This window comes from Dysgonomonas sp. PF1-14 (genome assembly GCF_029892965.1).
In the GTDB taxonomy this organism is placed as follows: domain Bacteria; phylum Bacteroidota; class Bacteroidia; order Bacteroidales; family Dysgonomonadaceae; genus Dysgonomonas.
This window is the reverse complement of the sequence record NZ_JARXWN010000002.1, coordinates 331,664-352,509: the sequence shown is the minus strand read 5'-3', so window position 1 is coordinate 352,509 and position 20,846 is coordinate 331,664. Positions and strand designations below refer to the sequence as shown.

Genomic DNA, 20,846 nt, shown 5'->3' with positions numbered 1-20,846 from the left:
ATAAATGACACAAGAAGCAGAGAATAAGTTAATCGCAGGACTAGCCGACCCGAAAACGCAGCAGGCTGCATTTTCGGAATTGGTAAAAGAATTCAGCGAGCCTTTGTATTGGCAGATACGTAAAATCGTATTGAGCCATGACGATGCCAATGATGTCTTGCAGAATACATTTATAAAAATCTGGACTAGTATAGAGAATTTTCGGGGCGATTCTAAACTCTCCACATGGCTTTATCGTATTGCTATAAATGAAGCCATTACATTTCTGAACAAGCAGAAAGCAGCAAATAATATATCAATCGACGATGCAGATACATATCTTGTTTCCCGTCTCGAAGGAGACGAGTACTTTGATGGAGACGAGGCGCAACTCAAATTACAGAAAGCAATACTGACGCTCCCCGAGAAACAACGTATCGTATTCAATCTGAAATATTTCGATGAAATGAAATATGAAGAAATGTCAGAGGTACTGGAAACATCAGTAGGTGCATTAAAAGCATCATATCATCATGCCGTAAAAAAAATAGAAGAATTTTTATCGGTAGAACATTAAACCTTTTTCAATTATTATAGTCTATATAACAGATAGAGAACTAAAGAAGTAGTGATTATGTTGGATAACTTAGACAAAAACAAAAATCCATTCAAAGTACCTGAAAATTATTTTCAGAACTTTAATGCTGAAATAATGGAGAAGCTTCCTGCTAAAGAAATTAAAACAGCGAAGATAGTACCATTGTGGAAAAAGGTGATTCCATGGACAGCTGTAGCAGCTGCATTTGTCGGCGTCCTCTTCCTGACCGGAGTTTTCGATCAGGGCAGTCAGGCTGATCCCGGTTCTATTCCGGCAACAGTGTCTGCATCCGGAATCGCTTCGTCCGAAGAAGAAGATTTTTACTACTCATTTTTGGAAGACGAAATTGTGAAGGCAAAGTATAAGGAAATGTTATATAATAATTAAAGAAAAAGGTTGATATGAAAATAAAAGCTATCCTGATTTTAGCATTGATATGTCTTACTTTTTCAGTAACAGCTCAGGATAAACCTAGAAAGGGGCGGTTCGATGTAGAAGCCCTTAAAAAAGAAAAAAGCGATTATCTGAAGAAAGAACTGAATCTGACCGACAAGGAAATAAAGGAATTTATACCACTTGAAGCTGAATTTACAACAAAAAAATTCGAGATCTACAGAGAGGCGCGTATGAAGACACGTGAACTGAGACGGAAAGAGAATAAGACAGATGCCGATTATCAGAAAATAACTCAAACAAATCTCGAAGCAGAACAACAAGATGCTAAACTGCAAATGGAGTATTTCCAGAAATTTAGCAAGGTGTTGCCTGCCGAAAAAGTAGAGAAGTACCGAAGTGCAGACCTCAAGTTTAAAGAAGCAGCCCTGAAACGTCATCAAGAGCAGCATCACGGACGGAATGCAAAACGTAAATAATATTTTTAGAAAGAAAAAGTGTCATAAAGTTTGTTTTGTTCCGATTATTATATACTTTTGTTTTCATAAAAGTTATAAGAATGAACAAAACAATGCATCATCATCATTTTATTTTACTGCCATGTGGTAAGTAACATATATTGATGTGTGTCTGCAAAAATATAGAAAGAGCTTACCTGTACAGGTAAGCTCTTGTTTTTTATAAAAATATAAAACTAATATACAATGGTACTAAGAATTGCAGTTCAGTCTAAAGGCAGACTATTTGAAGAAACAATGGCTCTTTTGCAAGAAGCCGGTATCCGGCTGAATAATATAAAGCGCACACTACTTATCCCCGCTAAAGATTTTCCGGTCGAAATCCTATTTCTGAGAGACGACGACATACCGCAGGCGGTAGCTACAGGTGTAGCCGATATCGGTGTAGTAGGAGAGAATGAACTGAGGGAAAAAGAAGAGGTAGCCGATATTATAAAACGGCTTGGTTTTAGTAAATGCCGTCTGTCACTTGCCATACCTAAAGACGAAAAATACGAAGGTGTAGAATGGTTTAACGGGAAAAAGATAGCGACATCTTATCCACACATCTTAAATAAATATCTTAAAGAACAGAATATTAGTTCAGATATTCACATCATAACAGGATCGGTAGAAATATCACCCAGTATAGGTCTTTCGGATGCTATCTTCGATATTGTCAGCTCGGGCGGAACACTGGTTAGCAACCGCCTCAAAGAGGTGGAAGTTGTAATGCAGTCCGAAGCGGTACTGATTGCTACTCCTGACTTGCCGGAAGAAAAAAAGGCCATTCTTGAAGAACTTATATTCAGAATAGAAGCAGTACAGAATGCAGAAGGAAAAAAATATGTACTTTTGAATGCACCGGAAGATAAACTTGACGAAATATTTGATATCTTGCCGGGTATGCGCAGCCCTACTGTTACAGCATTGGCTACCAAAGGCTGGTGCTCTGTACAGTCGGTTGTGGAAGACAAGCGTTTTTGGGAAGTGATAAGTAAACTGAAAGCTTCCGGCGCAGAAGGAATAATTGTGTTACCAATAGAAAAAATGATATTATGATTCAAGTATCGGATGATATCGTATTATACCCCTTATCGGTAGACGATATTTTTAAGATATTCAACACACTGGATAGCGAGCGCGATTATATGCGTGAATGGCTGCCATTCGTAGACACCACCAAAGGTGCCGAAGACACCGAGAACTATGTGAAATATGTTCTGCAAACAGCAGACAAACAATTCACCATTTATTACAAAGAACAGTTTGTTGGTCTTGTCGGCTATAAAGATACCGACTTCGACAATCATAAAACCGAGATTGGTTACTGGATTTCGCAGTACGCACAGGGTAAGGGGATTATGATACAGTCAGTGAAAAAACTGGTCGAACATGCCTTTACCGAAATGGATATGAACCGGGTGCAGATCAAAGTTGCCATAGAGAATAAGAAAAGTAGGAGGATACCGGAAAAACTTGGATTTCAGATTGAGGGTATAGAGCGTGAAGGAGAACTGTTAGTCGACAATGTCTATACCGATATTGCAATTTATAGTTTGTTGAAAAGGGAATATCTAAAATAAATACTAACAGCTCAGGAAAATGCAGATTATAATATATCCCGAACGAAAAGATTGGAAAAATATCCTTACACGTCCGACTTTCGATACTTCTTCACTGAACGACACAGTCGGTAAAATTCTCTCCGATGTAAAAGCGAGAGGGGATGAAGCGGTTCTGGAATATGAGGAAAAATTCGACAAAGTCAGGCTTTCCTCTCTGGTCGTATCTCAGGCTGAAATAGAGGAATCTGAAGAACTTGTTTCAGAAGAGTTGAAAGCCGCTATTCGCCAGGCAAAGCAAAATATCGAAACTTTTCACCGCAGTCAGCAATCAGAAACAAAGAAGATAGAAACAACTCAGGGTGTGAGCTGCTGGCAAAAATCTGTTGGCATAGAAAAGGTCGGGTTGTATATTCCCGGAGGTACAGCTCCTCTATTCTCTACTGTATTGATGCTGGCCGTTCCTGCAAAAATAGCAGGTTGCAAAGAAATTATTCTCTGTTCACCACCAAATAAAGAAGGACAAATACATCCGGCAATCCTGTTTGCAGCAAAAGAAGCAGGAGTAAGCCACATATTCAAAGCGGGCGGAGTGCAGGCTATCGGGGCAATGGCTTATGGAACAGATACTATACCGCAGGTTTATAAAATATTCGGGCCGGGCAACCAGTATGTCATGGCTGCCAAGCAACTGGTAAGCCTCAAAGATGTTGCTATCGACATGCCTGCAGGGCCATCCGAAGTGCAGGTGATAGCCGATGAAACATCTATTCCGCAGTTTGTAGCCGCTGACCTGTTGTCACAGGCAGAGCATGGTGCAGACAGTCAGGTTATACTTACTACCACTTGTGAGCCGTTTATATCGGAAGTGCTACACGAGATAGAAAAACAATTGTTTGAACTGCCTCGCCGCGAAATAGCAGAAAAGGCCTTGCAAAACAGTAAGCTGATATTGTTAAGAGACGAGCAGGAGATTATAGATATGACTAACCAATATGCGCCGGAACACCTGATAATAGAGACGGCAGACTATATAGATATTGCCGATCAGATTGTAAATGCAGGTTCTGTTTTTCTCGGAAATTATACGCCGGAGAGTGCAGGTGACTATGCCTCCGGTACAAACCATACATTACCTACCAATGGGTATGCTAAGGCATATAGCGGGGTTAATCTGGATAGCTTTGTCAAGAAGATTACATTCCAACGAATCACAAAGCAAGGAATAAAAAATCTGGGGCCTACAATCGAAATCATGGCCGAAAATGAAGAATTGTTTGCACATAAGAATGCAGTAACTTTAAGACTGAAAGGATAATGGACTTTAAAATAATAGGCTATAAAACTGCTGAATACGACCAGATGGTAGCTTTGAGGACAAAAATCCTTAGAAAACCTCTCGGTATAAGCTTTTCAGAGGAAGATTTAGAGAGGGATAAGAACGATTTGTTGCTGGCAGCATACTTTCCCGGTTCCGATCAGATGGTAGGTTGTTGTATTCTTACACCTATATCAGAGGTAACAATCCAACTGCGACAAATGGCTGTCGATGATTTTTATCAGGGTAAAGGGCTTGGTAGTGAACTCCTGCAATATTCGGAACAGGTAGCCACTGAGCGCAATTTTGAATATCTCTACCTTCATGCCCGTAAAGTAGCAGTCGATTTTTACAGGAAACATGGCTATACTATAGAAGGCGATCAGTTTACAGAAGTAGGGATTCCTCATTACGAAATGATAAAACGATTAAAATAAAATACAATACAATGGAAAACGAAAAAAAGCAAGTATTAGAAACTGTATCAAAATATGTTGATATTACATTAACTCCTTTCGGTAAGCCACAACGTACAGTTATAGATATAGAGAAGCGCGATCCGATGTACGATGGCAACGGAGTAGTATATATGCTCTCTATATTCGAAAAAGGGGAACTTGTAAACAATCGCATCGGCACATACATGGTACTGCTGAACAAAGGAGACCAAGCCGGTTTTCACGAGCATGGCAGCAAGAAGGAGCAGGAGCTTTATATATTGGTGCATGGACAGGGTGAATACATCGAACGTGAAGGACTGGATAAGATCACACGCAAGTTCGATCTGAAAAAAGGAAATGTAACCTCTATACAAGGTGATAACAATTATCATTCCATTATCAATACCGGAGACGAGCCGTTGATAATATTCGTGGTCACTACCTACGAAAAGTAATAGTAGAGAGACTGTTAAATATTTTTCAGATAAAAGAATCCTGAATTTTAACAATTATCACTACATTTAAAGAGTTAACTGAATGTTGAATTTCTAAAATCTGTTTTTAATTATGGGTAAAAGAATATTGATGCTGGCAGGCGACTTTGTCGAAGATTATGAATTGATGGTGCCATATCAGGCATTGGTAAGTGTAGGATTTAGTGTAGATGTAGTTTGTCCCGGCAAAAAGGCAGGAGAACAGGTCGCTACAGCTATTCACGATTTTGTAGGTTTTCAGACCTATGTAGAATTGCGCGGGCACAATTTTACACTCAACAAGAGTTTCGATAGTGTAAAACTCGAAGGTTATGCAGGACTTTATATTACAGGTGGGCGTGCTCCCGAATATATACGTCTCGATCCTAAAGTAATAGAATACACCAGATATTTCTTTGAAAAGAATCTGCCTGTGGCAGCTATCTGTCATGGAATACAGATTCTTACGGCAGCCAATGTTGTAAAAGGCAGAACACTGACCTGTTATGTAGCAGTCGGTCCTGAAGTTACGCTGGCGGGAGGAAATTATAAAGACATTCCGGCAACAGAAGCCATAACAGACGGAAATCTGACAACATCACCTGCATGGCCGGGACATCCCGCAATACTCAGGGAATTTTATAAATTATTGGGTGTGAAAATTGAATTGTAATCTACCGAAATTATAAATGGAGTAGCTACAATAATTTGACAATACTATTTTATTGTAGCTATTATTATATATCTATGGAAGCTGTTTTATTTTGTGGAATTCAAGCTACTGGGAAAAGTTCTTTCTATAAAGAAAAGTTTTTTCATACACATGTGCGGATTTCTATGGATTTGTTGAAAACCAGAAACAGAGAATCCCGCTTTATAGACCTATGTATAGAAACGCAACAGGCTTTTGTTGTAGATAATACAAATCCATCAAAAGCAGATAGGGAAAAATATATAAGCAAGATTAAAAACGCAAAATATAAGCTGATCGGTTATTACTTCCAATCTAAGATAGAAGAATCTTTAGCAAGGAATGAAGGCAGACAGGGAAAGCAACGAATACCAGATGTCGGACTTAGGGCAACATATAGCAAGTTGGAGCTGCCATCATACGAAGAAGGCTTTGATGAATTATATTATGTCGAACTAGAGAACGGGAGTTTTATTGTAAAAGACTGGAACGATGAAGTTTGATGATTTAGATAAGAAAATGCGGGTTTATGAAACTGCTCAGGATATTTGCATTGTTCCTGAAATGTATATTGTTGCCCGTATAGATGGTCGGGGTTTTACAAAGCTGACAAAAGAGAAGTATGATTTTGAAGCTCCTTTCGATCCGAAATTTCGCGATTATATGGTCGAGACTACTAAACATCTGATGAATTGTGGTTTCAACGTTATATATGGTTATACACAGAGCGATGAAATATCCTTGCTATTTCATTACAATGAAAATAGCTTTGGGCGGAAAATAAGAAAATTTGATTCTATTTTAGCTGGAGAAGCCAGTGCCAAGTTTTCAACCCTTTTAGGGGGTGTTGCCGCATTTGATTGCCGCATATCGGCATTTCCTAATAAAAATCTTGTGATAGACTATTTCCGGTGGCGCAACGAAGACGCACATCGTAATTCTTTGAATGCTCATTGTTATTGGACGCTTCGTAAAGATGGCTTTAATAAACGCGAAGCCACAAAAAGAATAGAGAAGATAAGCATTTCGGATAAAAACGAATTACTCTTTTCTTATGGTATAAATTTTAATGGTCTTCCATCATGGCAAAAGAGAGGTATCGGTTTTTATTGGAAAGAGACTGATAAGGAAAGTTTTAATCCAAAAACAGGAGAGAAAGTTATTGCCAAAAGAAATACATTATATATTAATTATGAGTTGCCTTTGAAAGAAGGTTATTATGATCTGATTCTAAGCATATTATCTAAATAGTAAATGAACCTACAACAATTAGTACGCAAAAACGTCTGGAATATGAAAGCCTATTCGTCGGCACGCGATGAATTTAAAGGTGAGGCTTCGGTTTTTCTCGATGCAAACGAGAATCCACTGAATGATAAGTACAACCGCTATCCCGATCCGCTGCAATGGAAGCTGAAAGAAAAAATAGCCAAAATAAAAGATATTGAGCCGGAGAAAATATTTCTAGGGAATGGTAGTGACGAGCCTATCGACCTCGTTATACGTATCTTCTGCGAACCGCGTACCGATAATATTGTCGCCATCGATCCTACTTACGGTATGTATCAGGTGTGTGCCGATGTGAATGATGTAGAATACCGCAAAATATTGCTGAATGAAAACTTCGATCTGGATGCACAAACACTTCTGGAGAAGATAGATAACAATACAAAAATCATATTCCTTTGTTCGCCGAACAATCCGACCGGAAATTTGCTGAACAGAAAAGAAATAGAAAAAATACTCAATTCATTTGCCGGTATTGTCATTGTCGATGAGGCTTATATCGATTTTGCTTCCGAAGCCACATGGCTGGGCGATCTGGACAAATATCCGAATCTGATTGTCCTGCAAACTTTCTCCAAAGCATGGGGATTAGCTGCTGTCCGTCTCGGAATGGCGTTCGCATCTCCGGATATAATTAAGTTATTCAATAAGGTGAAATACCCATATAATGTAAATATCCTTACCCAAAACTTTGTTAGCGAAGAGTTGGATAAACTCGAATTGAGAAAAGAATGGGTTTCCATTCTACTGAAAGGACGTGATTATCTGAAAACAGAATTACCAAAATTATCTTTCGTTGAAAAAATATATCCTACCGATGCTAATTTCTTATTGGTAAAGGTGGCAGATGCCAATGGCCTTTACAAACAGTTGGCTGACAAAGGAGTAATTGTTCGTAACCGTAATTCTGTTTCGCTATGTGCAGGTTGTCTGCGTATAACAGTGGGAACAGATGGGGAGAATAAGACGCTGATTGAAACATTGAAACAATTATAAAATAGTAAACTAGAACTCTAAACACTAGTAAACTAAAATCAAATGAAAAAAAGGGCATTATTTATAGATCGTGACGGAACGTTAGTTATAGAACCACCTGTAGACTATCAACTGGATAGCTTCGAGAAACTGGAATTTTATCCTAAAGTTATCCGTAACCTGTATTTCATCCGCAAGAATCTCGATTTTGAGTTTGTAATGGTTACCAATCAGGACGGCTTAGGTACAGCCTCTTTTCCCGAAGATACATTCTGGCCTGTCCACAATCTGATGTTGAAAACATTACAAGGAGAAGGTATAACGTTTGATGATATCCTGATAGACCGCAGCTTTCCCGAGGATAACGCGCCTACTCGCAAGCCCCGTACGGGTATGCTTGGCAAATATATGACAGAAGAATATGATATGACTAATTCTTTTGTGATAGGTGACCGGATGACCGATGTAGAATTAGCTAAGAATCTGGGTTGTAAAGCCATTTTCTTAAGAGAAGACATGGATGTACCGGAAGAATTAAAAAATATCTGTGTACTTCAAACAACCGATTGGGATGTTGTAAGCGAATTCCTTTTTGCAGGAGAGCGAAAAGCGGAAATCAAACGGACTACTAAGGAAACAGATATATATGTCGCTCTGAATCTTGATGGTAAAGGTAATTGCGATATTTCTACCGGACTGGGATTCTTCGATCATATGCTCGAACAAATCGGAAAACATTCCGGTATGGATCTAACCATAAAAGTAAAAGGTGACCTGAATGTGGACGAACACCATACAATAGAAGATACAGCCATTGCTTTGGGCGAAGCATTACATAAAGCATTCGGCGACAAGCGCGGTATAGAGCGATACGGATACAGCCTGCCTATGGACGATTGTCTGTGTTCCGCCATACTCGACTTCGGCGGTCGCCCATGGCTTGTATGGGAAGCTGAGTTCCATCGCGAGAAGGTAGGGGATATGCCAACCGAGATGTTCCTTCACTTTTTTAAATCTCTGAGCGATTCGGCAAAAATGAATCTGAATATAAAAGCAGAAGGCTCAAACGAACATCACAAGATAGAAGGAATCTTTAAAGCTTTGGCAAGGGCTCTGAAAATGGCTAAAAAGCGGGATATATTCAATTATGAACTACCATCTACCAAAGGTGTAATCTGATGGAAAATGCGGGTTTAAATACAATAAATAGCCTTCTCTCCTGTTTTTAAGGAATCATTAACGTCTCAATTTTCATTTTTTGTGTAAGTTTGCACCGATGAAAAAATATATACTGGCAGCTCTTGTGTTTTCCATGTCTTTTCTGGCAGTAAATGCTCAGGACAGGCCTAAAGTTCAACGCACGTCACCCCCTGTTGCGGGTATCGACTCCCTGCATCTCGATTCAATAAACTTTCCGACAGGGAAAAATATAATAGATACGGTAAAAAATGTCGTTCCTAATATTTTTGCATGGAAAATAACTCCACGTCTTGGTGAACGTATATTTCTGCCTCGCGATACTATGCCTCAGAACTTCCATAATAGTATGCTGGTAGATGGTGCCGGAGTAGCTATGGGATATCTCGGGAATGTAGGTTCGCCTGCTCAATCGAAGATTTTCTTTGAGCGTCCCGAAGCTTCACGATTTATGTTTCTGGATGGCTTGTATTTGTGGCGTAAAGATCCGGAAGATCAGTTGTTTCTGAATACTAAAGTGCCTTACTCCAATATCAAATACCAAAGCGGAGGCGGGGGCGAAAGGCAGGAGCAACGCTTTCAGGGTGAATTATCTATGAATATGGGCAAGAAGCTGAACGTAGGTTTCGATTTCGATTATATTTATTCGCGTGGATTCTACAATTCCCAGTCTAACAAGGGAATAAGTTACGACTTCTATGCCAGTTACATAGGGGATAAATATAAGATGCACGCCTTTTTCCATAACAATAACTTTACCATTCTGGAGAATGGAGGTATTGCTGATTCCACTTATATTCTCAATCCTGATGCTGTGCGCTACACTGGAAATACACTGGATATCCCAACGCGGATGCAGGATACACGCAACAAGATACGTGGACGTCACCTGTATGTTACCAATCGTTACGACTTGGGTAACGATATGGAAGAGTATGCGATAAACGATAGTGTGACGGGTTTGCGTAAAAAGAAAGACTATATTCCCCTTGCCAGTGCCATATTAACTACGCATTACACCGATCAGCGCAGAGGCATAACTTCCGGATTTAGTGGTTTGGATGATCTCTATAAACCTACACCGACAGAGAATGCTAATGGAGAAATCATCGAGCAAAATAAATATAGTGGCTATATAGATGACTATATGGCTTACTATTCTTTCAAAAATACATTGGCACTTGCTATGAATGAAGGGTTCCGCAATTGGACCAAATTCGGTCTGACCGCTTTCATTGAGTACGATATGCGAAAATACTCCCGTCCCGGAGGACTTCCCGGATTGCATACAAGGGAGAGTGAGAACTCCCTGACTATAGGAGGAGTATTGTCGAAAGAGAAAGGAAAATACCTGAGATACCGAGCATCCGGAGAATTTGATTTCATAAATAGCGATTATAAGCTCGAAGGAGAGGTGACCACCATGTTTAGCCTGTGGGGCAAGAATATATCGGCTAAGGCGAATGCCTATGCTAAAGGTATTAGTCCGAGTTATTTTCAGCGTACGTTTTCATCTAAATACTGGAACTGGAATGAAGATTTTAATAATACCCAAAGAGTATATGTTGGTGGGGAGATTATTTTTCCGGAATTCTCCTTTTCAAGGACAAGGCTTAGAGGCGGAGTTGAGAATGTAACAGACTACATTTACTATGGAACTGATCGTTTAGTTCATCAGAAATCGGGTAGTGTACAAGTTGTATCTTTCAGGCTCGACCAAGACTTTCAGGCAGGGATTTTTCATTGGGATAATCAGGTTGTGTACCAAGTAACAGGAGATAAGGATGTGATTCCATTGCCTACTCTGAGTGTGTATTCTAATATATATCTGACAACCAAAATTGCTAAAGTGCTTACTTTGCAGCTTGGTGCCGATGTACATTATCATTCAAAATACTATATGCCGGGCTATGAGCCGCTCACTATGCAGTTTTATAACCAGAAAAATATGGAAATCGGTAATTTTCCTGTGGTGAATGCCTACCTGAACTTGCATCTCAAATATACACGCTTCTTTATGATGATGTACAATGTGGCCGATGGTATGGGAAATGCCGAGTCATTCTCTTTGTATCGTTATCCGATCAATCCTCGTGGCTTTAAATTAGGTATCTCGTGGCAGTTCAATAATTAACGGGTATGTTGAAGAAAAGGATTTTCATAATCATTTCAGCACTTATAATTATATTGGCTGTAATATCTTTCTTTCTTCTCAGAGGTACGTCTTCTCCTAAAGACCTGTCGCAGATAGAAGAAGATGGAGTGCTGCATATTGTTACCGATTATAATCCCGCCGGATACTATGTGTCGGGTGACACTATTGCAGGATTCAATCATGACCTCATACAGCTTCTTAAATCGCGTATCCCATTCGAAATAGAGATATTACTCGAATCCAGTCTCGATAAAAGTATCGATGGACTGAAAAAAGGGAAGTATGATGTTATGGCACGAAATATACCCGTAACATCCGAATTAAGGACTTCGCTGCGTTTCACTGAACCTGTTGCACAAAACAGGCAGGTGCTGATTCAGCGGAAGAAAGAATATAATGATGGAGCAGAACCATTGCGAAGCCACCTCAATCTGGCTAAAAAGACCTTGTATGTCCCGCAAAATTCTCCGGCGATATTACGCATAAGAAACCTATCACACGAGATTGGCGATACCATTTTTGTGAAAGAAGACCCTATTTACGGGCAGGAACAACTGGCTATGATGGTCGCAGCCAAAGAAATAGATTATGCTGTTTGTGATGAGATTGTTGCAGCCAGAGTTGCCCGTTCGATCCCCGAAATAGACTATTCTACCCTTATTGGATTCACTCATCTGGAAGCATGGGCTGTCAGTGAAAAATCTCCGGTTCTGCTGGATTCTCTTAATGTTTGGATCAAAGAGGTGAAGAAGACGAGAGAGTATGCCCGAATTTATAAAAAATATTATAAATAACTGTCTTGTAGGTGATTATTGACTTATTCGTTGCGCTATATAAATACCACTGCCGATAAACCTTTGGCGAGGGTTGCTTTTCATTCTTGCTCTGTTTTTTATATTTTGGGTGCTTTTTTGATAAAAAATGATTAAAATTGCTAAGCAGACATTGCAACAAAGTAAAAAAATAAGTACCTTCGTCGAGTTTAAACGAGGTTTTTACTAGTGGAATCATTTTTTAGAACGCATAGGTATTTAGTCGAGCATCTGGATGGAGTTATTCCCCGTTTATTGATGAAGCAAATAGACTGGTCTCATCGGCTGATAGGCATAAAGGGAACCAGAGGTGTCGGCAAAACATCTTTTTTGCTTCAGTACGCAAAAGAATTCTTTGATCTGGATAAGAGAGATTGTCTTTATATCAACCTGAATCAATTCTATTTTACGGTAAGATCGATTACCAGTTTTGCTAAAGAATTTGTAGATAGGGGTGGAAAGACATTATTACTCGATCAGGTATATAAATATCCCGATTGGTCGAGAGAGCTCAGGGAATGCTATGATTTGTTTCCACAACTGAAAATCGTGTTTACGGGGTCTACAGTAATGAAACTCGGAGAAGACGAAGAACTGGCTTCGGTTGTTTCAGTTTACAATCTGAGAGGCTTTTCATATCGTGAATTTCTGAATATCCTGTTAAACAAAGACTTTAGAGCATATACACTAGACGAAATAATAGAGAATCATCAAAAAATAGCAGAAGATATCTGTTCGCATATAGACCCGCTCGAACATTTCTGGTCATACATGCATCATGGATATTATCCGTTCTTTCTCGAAAAAAGAAACTTTTCGGAAAATTTGCTTAAAACAGTAAACATGATGTTGGAGGTAGACGTACTATCTATCAAACAGATAGAAATGTCTTATTTGCCCAAGTTGCGTAAACTGTTATATCTATTGTCCTTATCCTCTCCGGGTAAACCTAATATCAGTCAGCTGAGTATCGATTGTGAGATATCGAGGGCGACAGTGACAAACTATATGGAATATCTGAGAAGTGCCCGATTGATAAATATGCTGTATAGGGAGGACGAAGAATTCCCGAAGAAACCGGAGCTTGTATACATGCACAATACAAATCTTATGTTTCCGTTGAAGATGGCACCTATCGAAGATCAGGCATTGCGTGAAACCTTCTTCTACAATCAGATTCACCATAGCGACTGTAAGCTGAAGAAAGGGACGAAAGCGGGGACTTTCATCGTACTGGCGGGAGATAAGAAGTTTAAATTTAAGATAGAAGGAAAGAAAAACAGAGGTAAAAACAAACCGGAACAGTTTTATGCTGTAGGCAATATGGAGATAGGAGAGAAGAATGTAATTCCGCTCTGGCTATTCGGTTTCCTGTATTAAGTATATTTTCCGGTCGAAAGAACGATCTGTTTTCAGACCCATCAAAATAATAAAGTAAATTTTAAAAGATAATCAACTATTACAAAAGGTATGGCTAAACAAAAAAAATTCCTGACATGTGATGGTAATCAGGCTGCGGCGCATATTTCATATATGTTTAGCGAAGTAGCTTCGATCTATCCTATCACACCGTCATCAACTATGGCAGAGTACGTTGATGAATGGGCGGCCGCCGGACGCAAAAACATCTTCGGCGAAATATTAAGAGTACAGGAAATGCAGTCTGAGGCAGGAGCAGCAGGTGCAGTTCATGGTTCGTTACAGGCAGGTGCACTGACAACTACATATACAGCTTCTCAGGGCTTGTTGCTGATGATACCTAATATGTATAAAATAGCAGGGGAGCTCCTTCCTAGCGTTTTCCATATTTCGGCGCGCGCATTGGCAGCACAGGCTTTGTCTATATTTGGTGACCATCAGGACGTGATGGCTGCCCGTCAGACAGGTTTTGCTATGTTCTTCTCAGGATCGGTACAGGAAGTAATGGATCTTTCGGCTGTTCCTCATTTGGCAACATTAGATTCCCGTATTCCATTTATGAATATCTTCGATGGATTCCGTACATCGCACGAAATTCAGAAAGTTGAAGAAATGCAACAGGAAGACCTTCTTCCGCTGGTAAACTGGGATGCTATCAAAGAATTCCGCGAAAGAGCTTTGAATCCGGAGAATCCGGTGACTCGCGGTACAGCTCAGAACGACGATATTTATTTCCAGTCTCGTGAGGCTGCAAATAAATTCTATGATGCAGTACCTGAAATTGTAGAAAAATACCTTGCTAAAATATCTGAAATAACAGGACGTAAATATAATCTGTTCGATTATTACGGTGCTGAAGACGCAGACCGTGTGATCATCGCTATGGGTTCTGTAACAGAGGCTATTAAAGAAACAGTAGACTATCTGAATGCTAAAGGCGAGAAAGTAGGTTTGGTAGCTGTTCACCTTTATCGTCCGTTCAAGGTTGAAGCATTCTTGGGTGCAATCCCTAAAACTGCGAAAAGAATAGCAGTTCTTGACCGTACAAAAGAGCCGGGAGCTCCGGGTCAACCATTATATATGGATACTAAGGACTCATTCTATGGAAAAGAAGATGCTCCAACTATTGTTGGTGGTATCTACGGACTTTCATCTAAAGATACAACGCCTGCGCAGATAATGTCGGTGTATGAAAATCTGGCAATGGCTATGCCTAAGAACGATTTCACAATCGGTATAGTAGACGATGTTACATTCAAATCTCTTCCGATGAAAGAAGAAGTAGCAGTGGATGAATCTGCATACGAAGCTAAATTCTACGGATTAGGTTCTGACGGTACTGTAGGTGCTAATAAGAATACCGTTAAGATTATCGGGGATAACACAAATAAATATTGCCAGGCATATTTTGCTTACGACTCTAAGAAATCGGGAGGATTTACAGCATCTCACCTTCGTTTCGGTGACAATCCTATCCGTTCTACTTATTTGGTGAATACACCTAACTTCGTGGCATGTCACGTTCCTGCATACCTTCACCTGTATGATGTGACAAAAGGTTTGAAGAAAAACGGTACATTCCTCTTAAACTCTGTATGGAGCAAGGAAGAAGTAGGTAATTATTTGCCTGATCATGTGAAAAAATATCTGGCTGTAAACAATATCAATTTCTACATAATCAATGCGACAAAGATTGCTACGGAAATTGGTCTTGGAGGTCGTACAAATACAATCCTTCAATCGGCATTCTTCAAAATTTCGAATGTTATACCTTTCGATTTGGCTGTAGAGCAGATGAAGAAATTTATCGTGAAGTCTTACGGACGTAAAGGAGAAGATGTAGTCAATAAGAATTACGCTGCCGTAGATCGTGGTATTGAAATAGAAAAAGTTGAAGTTCCTGCCGAATGGGCAAATATAGTAGTTGGCAAACCAGAAGAAGACGATGCTCCTGAATTTATAAAGAGAGTGGTTCGTCCGGTAAATGCTCAACGCGGATATGACCTTCCTGTGTCGGTATTCGTAGGTCGTGAAGACGGTACGTGGGATCATGGTACAACAGAGTACGAAAAACGTGGAGTAGCAGCATTCGTTCCTGTTTGGGAAGCCGAAAACTGTATCCAGTGTAACCAATGTGCTTATGTTTGTCCTCACGCAACTATCCGTCCGTTTGTATTGGATGCTACAGAACAATCAAAAGCTCCTCAGGATATTGAATTGCTAAAAGCGCAAGGAAAACAATTCGATGGTATGGCATTCCGCATTCAGGTAGACGTTCTCGACTGTCTTGGTTGTGGTAACTGTGCTGATATTTGTCCGGGTAAGAAAGGTAATTCAGCCCTCAAAATGGTTGAGATCGGAACTCAATTCCCTGAGCAGAACAATTGGGATTTCATGATCAAAAATGTAACAAGCAAGGCTCACCTTGTGGATACTAAATTGAATGTGAAAAACTCTCAGTTTGCTACTCCGTTGTTTGAGTTCTCCGGAGCATGTTCGGGTTGTGGAGAAACTCCATACATCAAACTTGTTACTCAGTTATTCGGAGATCGTATGCTTATTGCCAATGCTACTGGTTGTACATCTATATATGGTGGTTCTGCGCCTTCAACTCCTTACCGTAAGAATGAGGAAGGTAAAGGTCCGGCTTGGGCAAACTCATTGTTCGAAGATAATGCTGAGTTTGGTCTCGGTTATGCTTTGGCTAATATGACAATGCGCGACAGGCTAGTTAAACTGATGACTCAGTCACAAGATTGCGATAAGTGTTCAGCTGAAATCAAGGCTATCTACAAAGAATGGATTGAAAATAAAAATGAGTCTGAGGCTACAAAAGAAATCGCAGCACGTATGTTGCCGCTTCTTGAAGTAGAGAAAGATAAATGTGACTATTGCAAAGAGATTTACTCTTTGAAGCAATATCTGATCAAACGTTCTATCTGGATATTCGGAGGTGACGGTTGGGCATATGATATAGGCTTCGGCGGTCTCGATCATGTTATCGCTACAGGTGAAGATGTAAATATCCTAGTACTCGATACAGAGGTTTACTCTAATACCGGAGGTCAGTCTTCTAAATCTACACCGGTTGCAGCTGTAGCTAAATTTGCTGCTGCAGGTAAGAAGATCCGTAAGAAAGATCTAGGTATGATTGCTACAACTTATGGTTATGTTTATGTAGCACAGGTTGCTATGGGAGCTAATCAGGGACAATGCCTGAAAGCGATCAAAGAAGCCGAAGAATATAAAGGCCCATCGCTGGTTATAGCATACTCACCTTGTATCAGTCACGGATTGCGTAAAGGTATGGGACACGCTCAGGATGAAGAGAAAGCAGCAGTTGCTTGCGGATACTGGCACCTGTGGCGCTACAACCCGATGTTGGAAGAAGAAGGCAAGAATCCGTTTACAATGGATAGTAAAGAGCCGGATTGGTCTAAGTTCCAGGAGTTCTTAGGCAATGAGGTTCGTTACACCTCTCTTCAGAAATCGAATCCGTCTGAAGCATCAGAGCTATATCAGGCTGCTCAGAACAATGCTATGTGGCGTTACAAGAGCTATGTGCGCATGGCGGCTGAGACATTTGATAAATTTGACGAATCTTCAGAATTAAAGAATTAATTCTGGCATTTTGTAGATTTTTTAACTAAATAATGAGAGGTGGAACAGGTTTGTTTCACCTCTGTTATTTGCTGAATCCCTTATTCTAGCGAGATAGTTAAACCTAAATTTGTTATATTTAATATGTAAAATTATTAATTATTAGAAAAATATATATTATCTTTGCCACACCTGATATATAGTTATTATAACTGATACGAAACATATGAACAAAAAGACTTTACTAACTTCACTACTATTGCTCTGTGTGTCAATAGTATCCTATGCTCAGACAGAAAGTTCTGTGCAGTATTCCGTTCCTTCGAGGAATGAATATCTATTAAAAGATCCCCTATGGTTTATCTCCATTGGTGGTGGTGCCCAAATGTATTTTGGAGAAGATGATAATGGTGTTCCCGGCAACAGAACTAGCTTCATGAGTCGTGTAACTTTAGCTCCGACATTCTCTATCGGACGCCGTATGAGTAACATCATTTCGCTCCGAGCACAGTTCTCGGGAGGTAGTTTGCATGGCTACAATGATGGCTGGAGCGGAACATATACCAACTACTGGAAACAAGGTTCTGATGCCTCTCAGGTAGGTATGCTCACAAGAGACCCTCAATGGGACTATATGGGCTGGGAGATAGATAAAGATTTCAGCTACAGGGAAGTTGATGATTCGGGTATTAAAATCTGGGCTCCTATGGGAGACAAAGGTTGGCAGCCCAATCAAGTATACTATATGCAGCACCTGCGCTATGTTAGCCTTACAGGAGATGCTATGGTTAACTTATTGAACTTGTTGACTGGGTATAAGCCAAACCGTAAGTTTGAAGTAAATCCATTTGTAGGTGTTGGTATCTATCAACGTCTTGCACATAATGGAGCTCTTGCCGGTACATTCTTTGGCGGTAGCGGAGGTTTGAACTTAGGATTCAACTTTACACGCAATTGGCAGATATATGCAGAAGGTAGAGCTATCCTGATCGACGATACATTCGATAATCAAAAAGGAGATATGAACTCTAATGGTATGGCTCAGGCTACATTAGGTATTACATATAAATTCGGTAATCCGAAATATATTGACCCGGCTATCGAAACACGTTTGCTTATGCCATACAATGTGGCTCGCGCTTGCGACAAAATGTTGTTGATACCGGGAGGTAATATAGAAATGGGTACAGGTGTTGATCCTTTGTGGGGTGACTCGGTACCTCGCAAACTGGTTGCAGTAAGCCCTTTCTGGATGGACGAAACAGAAGTGACAAATGCTCAGTATCGCGAATTCGTATATTGGGTGCGTGACTCTATAGTAAGAGAAAGAATGGCAGACCCTGCTTTTGGCGGTGATGCTTCATATAAACAAACTGTTCGCACTAAAGACGGACAAACAATACAGCGTCTGAACTGGGGTAAATCTATCCCTTGGAAAAATCCTTCAGCTAAAGAAGCTGCTGCTATAAATAGCGTTATGGGTGGAAACCCTTATGCTGCCGATAAGAGTGGCTTGATCGTAACAGCTCTGAACTACAAATATGAGTGGTTCGATTCGAAAAGCTATTATGCATTCTTAGGAAAACTAAAAGAAGGAGTTGCCAAATCGATGGTAATAACTAAAGATACAGCTTATGTAAACATGAGAGGAGACATCATTCGTGAAACTCTTTCGAGAAATTCTCATGGCGACAGAGTTGACTTTACCAATACATATATTGTAAATGTATATCCGGATGTAATGAGCTGGATGACTGACTTTGCTAATGCAAAAAGTGAACAATATACACAACATTATTTCACAGCTAAAGGTTATGATAACTTCCCTGTAGCAGGAGTTTCATGGGAGGCTGCCGATGCTTATTGTGCATGGCGTACAGACCGTTACTTATCAGAAGGCAACTGTGAAAAAGACGGTTTCGAAGGTTATAGATTGCCTACAGAAGCTGAGTGGGAGTTTGCTGCCAGAAATGGGCGTTCAGAACTTGATTACCCATGGTATTCAAACCAGACTCATACAACAGACGGTCTTGCACATGCTAATTTCAGAGCATCAAAAGACCTGAAAGATTTAGTATCTCCGGTTGCTACATTCCTGCCTAACCGTTTTGGTCTGTATGATATGGCCGGAAATATGGCTGAATGGACAACTACTACATTTACAGAATCTGTAGACCGTATGGCTGATGAAGCTAATCCGGATTTCAGCTACAGAGCAGTATTGTCCGATCCTGCTATCTTGAAACGCAAGATTATCAAAGGCGGATCATGGAAAGATGCTACTGTAAGATCAGGAGAAAGATCTGTTGAATTCCAGGATAAAGGACGCTCGTTCATCGGATTCAGATGCGTTAGATCTTGGGGTGTAGACCAAAAAGGTAGAATCAAATAATACTAAATACCGATATTATACGTTGTATTAGTATTGTGAGATTTTTATAAAGAGAAAGAATTACGATGGGAAAGAAAATGCATAATTTTAGGCTTTTGCTGGCCAGTAGAAAAGGACAGATATTATTCAATGTTCTATACAGTTGGGGTGCAGCTGTAGTTATTGCCGGAGCATTGTTTAAGATTATGCATTGGCCCATAGGTAACATTGTGTTACCTGTAGGTATGATTATAGAAGTGTTAGTGTTTATTGCTGCCGGATTCGACTACACAACAAGTACGAGTGCAGTCGGTGCCGGAGGAAACGGTGATGTAATTGTAGGTAGCGGAGTATCCAGTACTTCAGCTATTGTTGGTTCTGACACAGTAGTGACAACATCCGATACAGAAAAAGGTAGAAGTAAAGTCGGGGGATCAGGTCAGGTCGTTGTTGTCGGTGGCGGAAGCGGTGGTAGTTATGCCGGAGGAGGAAGTGTTGCAGGTAGCGGAAACGTTGCCGCATCTACAGGGGTTCCAAAAACCGGTTCTACAGTTAATGTGCCTGTTTCGGGCGGTCAAGGCGTAGTGCCACCTGCATCAGTAGGAGGAGCCGTTGCCGCAGTAGGTGGTAATGTAACACCGGAATATGCTCAGAGCCTGTCTAATACTGCTCAAAACTTAGAAGACTTCTCAAATACTATACAGTCGTTGAATGAAGCATCTCAAAAATTATTGGGTGCTTATAAGCATGTTACCGAAACTCAGGGTTTTGCAGATAATCTGGCGACATTAAATCAGAATGTAAGTGGGCTGAACGATGTGTTTAACAGCCAATTACAAACTATAACAGAACAAATGTCGGCCATCAGATATATAAACGATAGCTTGCAACGGATGAAAGGTCTGTATGACGGAGCTATAGGCGATAGTTATATGTTTAAGGAAGAGTCTGCAAAAATGACAAGGCATATAGAAGCATTGAATAATGTGTATGCCCGTTTATTACAGGCAATGACAACAAATAACAACAATATGAACCATAATAATTTCTAATGGGGAGAAATCTCTGTTTATTAG

Annotated in this window: 19 protein-coding genes; all 19 read left to right on the top strand. The window is 40.1% G+C overall.

The annotated features are described in order from the left end of the window. Positions 1-4: 4 nt before the first annotated feature. The 19 genes from M2448_RS03855 (at position 5) to gldL (ending at position 20,822) form a co-directional block, all read left to right on the top strand. A complete protein-coding gene (locus M2448_RS03855) occupies positions 5-556 on the top strand; it encodes a sigma-70 family RNA polymerase sigma factor (RefSeq protein WP_280644971.1) in 552 nt (183 codons plus the stop codon). A 57-nt stretch (positions 557-613) separates the two neighbouring features. Continuing rightward, positions 614-964: a hypothetical protein gene (locus tag M2448_RS03850; RefSeq protein ID WP_280644970.1), complete on the top strand. Its 351-nt coding sequence runs from the start codon at positions 614-616 to the stop codon at positions 962-964. A 14-nt stretch (positions 965-978) separates the two neighbouring features. Continuing rightward, complete coding sequence (locus M2448_RS03845; RefSeq protein ID WP_280644969.1) at positions 979-1,449, top strand: hypothetical protein; 471 nt, start codon at positions 979-981, stop codon at positions 1,447-1,449. A 225-nt stretch (positions 1,450-1,674) separates the two neighbouring features. After that, a complete protein-coding gene (gene hisG / locus M2448_RS03840; protein ID WP_280644968.1) occupies positions 1,675-2,529 on the top strand; it encodes an ATP phosphoribosyltransferase in 855 nt (284 codons plus the stop codon). Then, positions 2,526-3,053, top strand: coding sequence for a GNAT family protein (locus M2448_RS03835; protein ID WP_280644967.1), 528 nt, complete (start codon positions 2,526-2,528; stop codon positions 3,051-3,053). The genes hisG and M2448_RS03835 overlap by 4 nt, the downstream gene beginning before the upstream one ends. Positions 3,054-3,072: 19 nt before the next feature. Next, entirely contained in the window at positions 3,073-4,350 is a 1,278-nt protein-coding gene (gene hisD / locus M2448_RS03830; protein WP_280644966.1) for a histidinol dehydrogenase, read from the top strand. Further along, positions 4,350-4,787 carry a GNAT family N-acetyltransferase gene (locus M2448_RS03825; RefSeq protein ID WP_280644965.1) on the top strand — a complete coding sequence of 146 codons (438 nt, stop codon included), beginning with the start codon at positions 4,350-4,352 and terminating at the stop codon, positions 4,785-4,787. The genes hisD and M2448_RS03825 overlap by 1 nt, the downstream gene beginning before the upstream one ends. Before the next feature lie 11 nt (positions 4,788-4,798). Then, complete coding sequence (locus M2448_RS03820) at positions 4,799-5,245, top strand: cupin domain-containing protein (protein ID WP_280644964.1); 447 nt, start codon at positions 4,799-4,801, stop codon at positions 5,243-5,245. A gap of 112 nt (positions 5,246-5,357) precedes the next feature. Beyond that, complete coding sequence (locus tag M2448_RS03815) at positions 5,358-5,936, top strand: DJ-1/PfpI family protein (RefSeq protein WP_280644963.1); 579 nt, start codon at positions 5,358-5,360, stop codon at positions 5,934-5,936. A gap of 164 nt (positions 5,937-6,100) precedes the next feature. Further along, on the top strand, positions 6,101-6,457 hold the full coding sequence (locus M2448_RS03810; RefSeq protein ID WP_280644962.1) for a hypothetical protein: 357 nt from the start codon (positions 6,101-6,103) through the stop codon (positions 6,455-6,457). Next, the gene (locus tag M2448_RS03805) at positions 6,447-7,205 is read left to right on the top strand and encodes a tRNA(His) guanylyltransferase Thg1 family protein (protein WP_280644961.1); all 759 of its coding nucleotides are present in this window, start codon (positions 6,447-6,449) and stop codon (positions 7,203-7,205) included. The genes M2448_RS03810 and M2448_RS03805 overlap by 11 nt, the downstream gene beginning before the upstream one ends. Positions 7,206-7,208: 3 nt before the next feature. Beyond that, a complete protein-coding gene (hisC, locus tag M2448_RS03800; protein ID WP_280644960.1) occupies positions 7,209-8,237 on the top strand; it encodes a histidinol-phosphate transaminase in 1,029 nt (342 codons plus the stop codon). 42 nt (positions 8,238-8,279) lie between these two features. Next, positions 8,280-9,395, top strand: coding sequence for a bifunctional histidinol-phosphatase/imidazoleglycerol-phosphate dehydratase HisB (gene hisB / locus M2448_RS03795; RefSeq protein WP_280644959.1), 1,116 nt, complete (start codon positions 8,280-8,282; stop codon positions 9,393-9,395). A gap of 97 nt (positions 9,396-9,492) precedes the next feature. After that, positions 9,493-11,547 carry a putative porin gene (locus M2448_RS03790; RefSeq protein ID WP_280644958.1) on the top strand — a complete coding sequence of 685 codons (2,055 nt, stop codon included), beginning with the start codon at positions 9,493-9,495 and terminating at the stop codon, positions 11,545-11,547. A gap of 5 nt (positions 11,548-11,552) precedes the next feature. Then, complete coding sequence (locus M2448_RS03785) at positions 11,553-12,362, top strand: transporter substrate-binding domain-containing protein (protein ID WP_280644957.1); 810 nt, start codon at positions 11,553-11,555, stop codon at positions 12,360-12,362. A gap of 207 nt (positions 12,363-12,569) precedes the next feature. Further along, positions 12,570-13,760, top strand: coding sequence for an AAA family ATPase (locus M2448_RS03780; protein WP_280644956.1), 1,191 nt, complete (start codon positions 12,570-12,572; stop codon positions 13,758-13,760). Positions 13,761-13,850: 90 nt separating this feature from the next. Continuing rightward, on the top strand, positions 13,851-17,420 hold the full coding sequence (gene nifJ, locus M2448_RS03775; protein ID WP_280644955.1) for a pyruvate:ferredoxin (flavodoxin) oxidoreductase: 3,570 nt from the start codon (positions 13,851-13,853) through the stop codon (positions 17,418-17,420). A 205-nt stretch (positions 17,421-17,625) separates the two neighbouring features. After that, the gene (locus M2448_RS03770) at positions 17,626-19,791 is read left to right on the top strand and encodes an SUMF1/EgtB/PvdO family nonheme iron enzyme (RefSeq protein ID WP_280644954.1); all 2,166 of its coding nucleotides are present in this window, start codon (positions 17,626-17,628) and stop codon (positions 19,789-19,791) included. Between the two features lie 65 nt (positions 19,792-19,856). Continuing rightward, entirely contained in the window at positions 19,857-20,822 is a 966-nt protein-coding gene (gene gldL / locus M2448_RS03765; protein WP_280644953.1) for a gliding motility protein GldL, read from the top strand. The last annotated feature ends 24 nt before the right edge of the window (positions 20,823-20,846 follow it).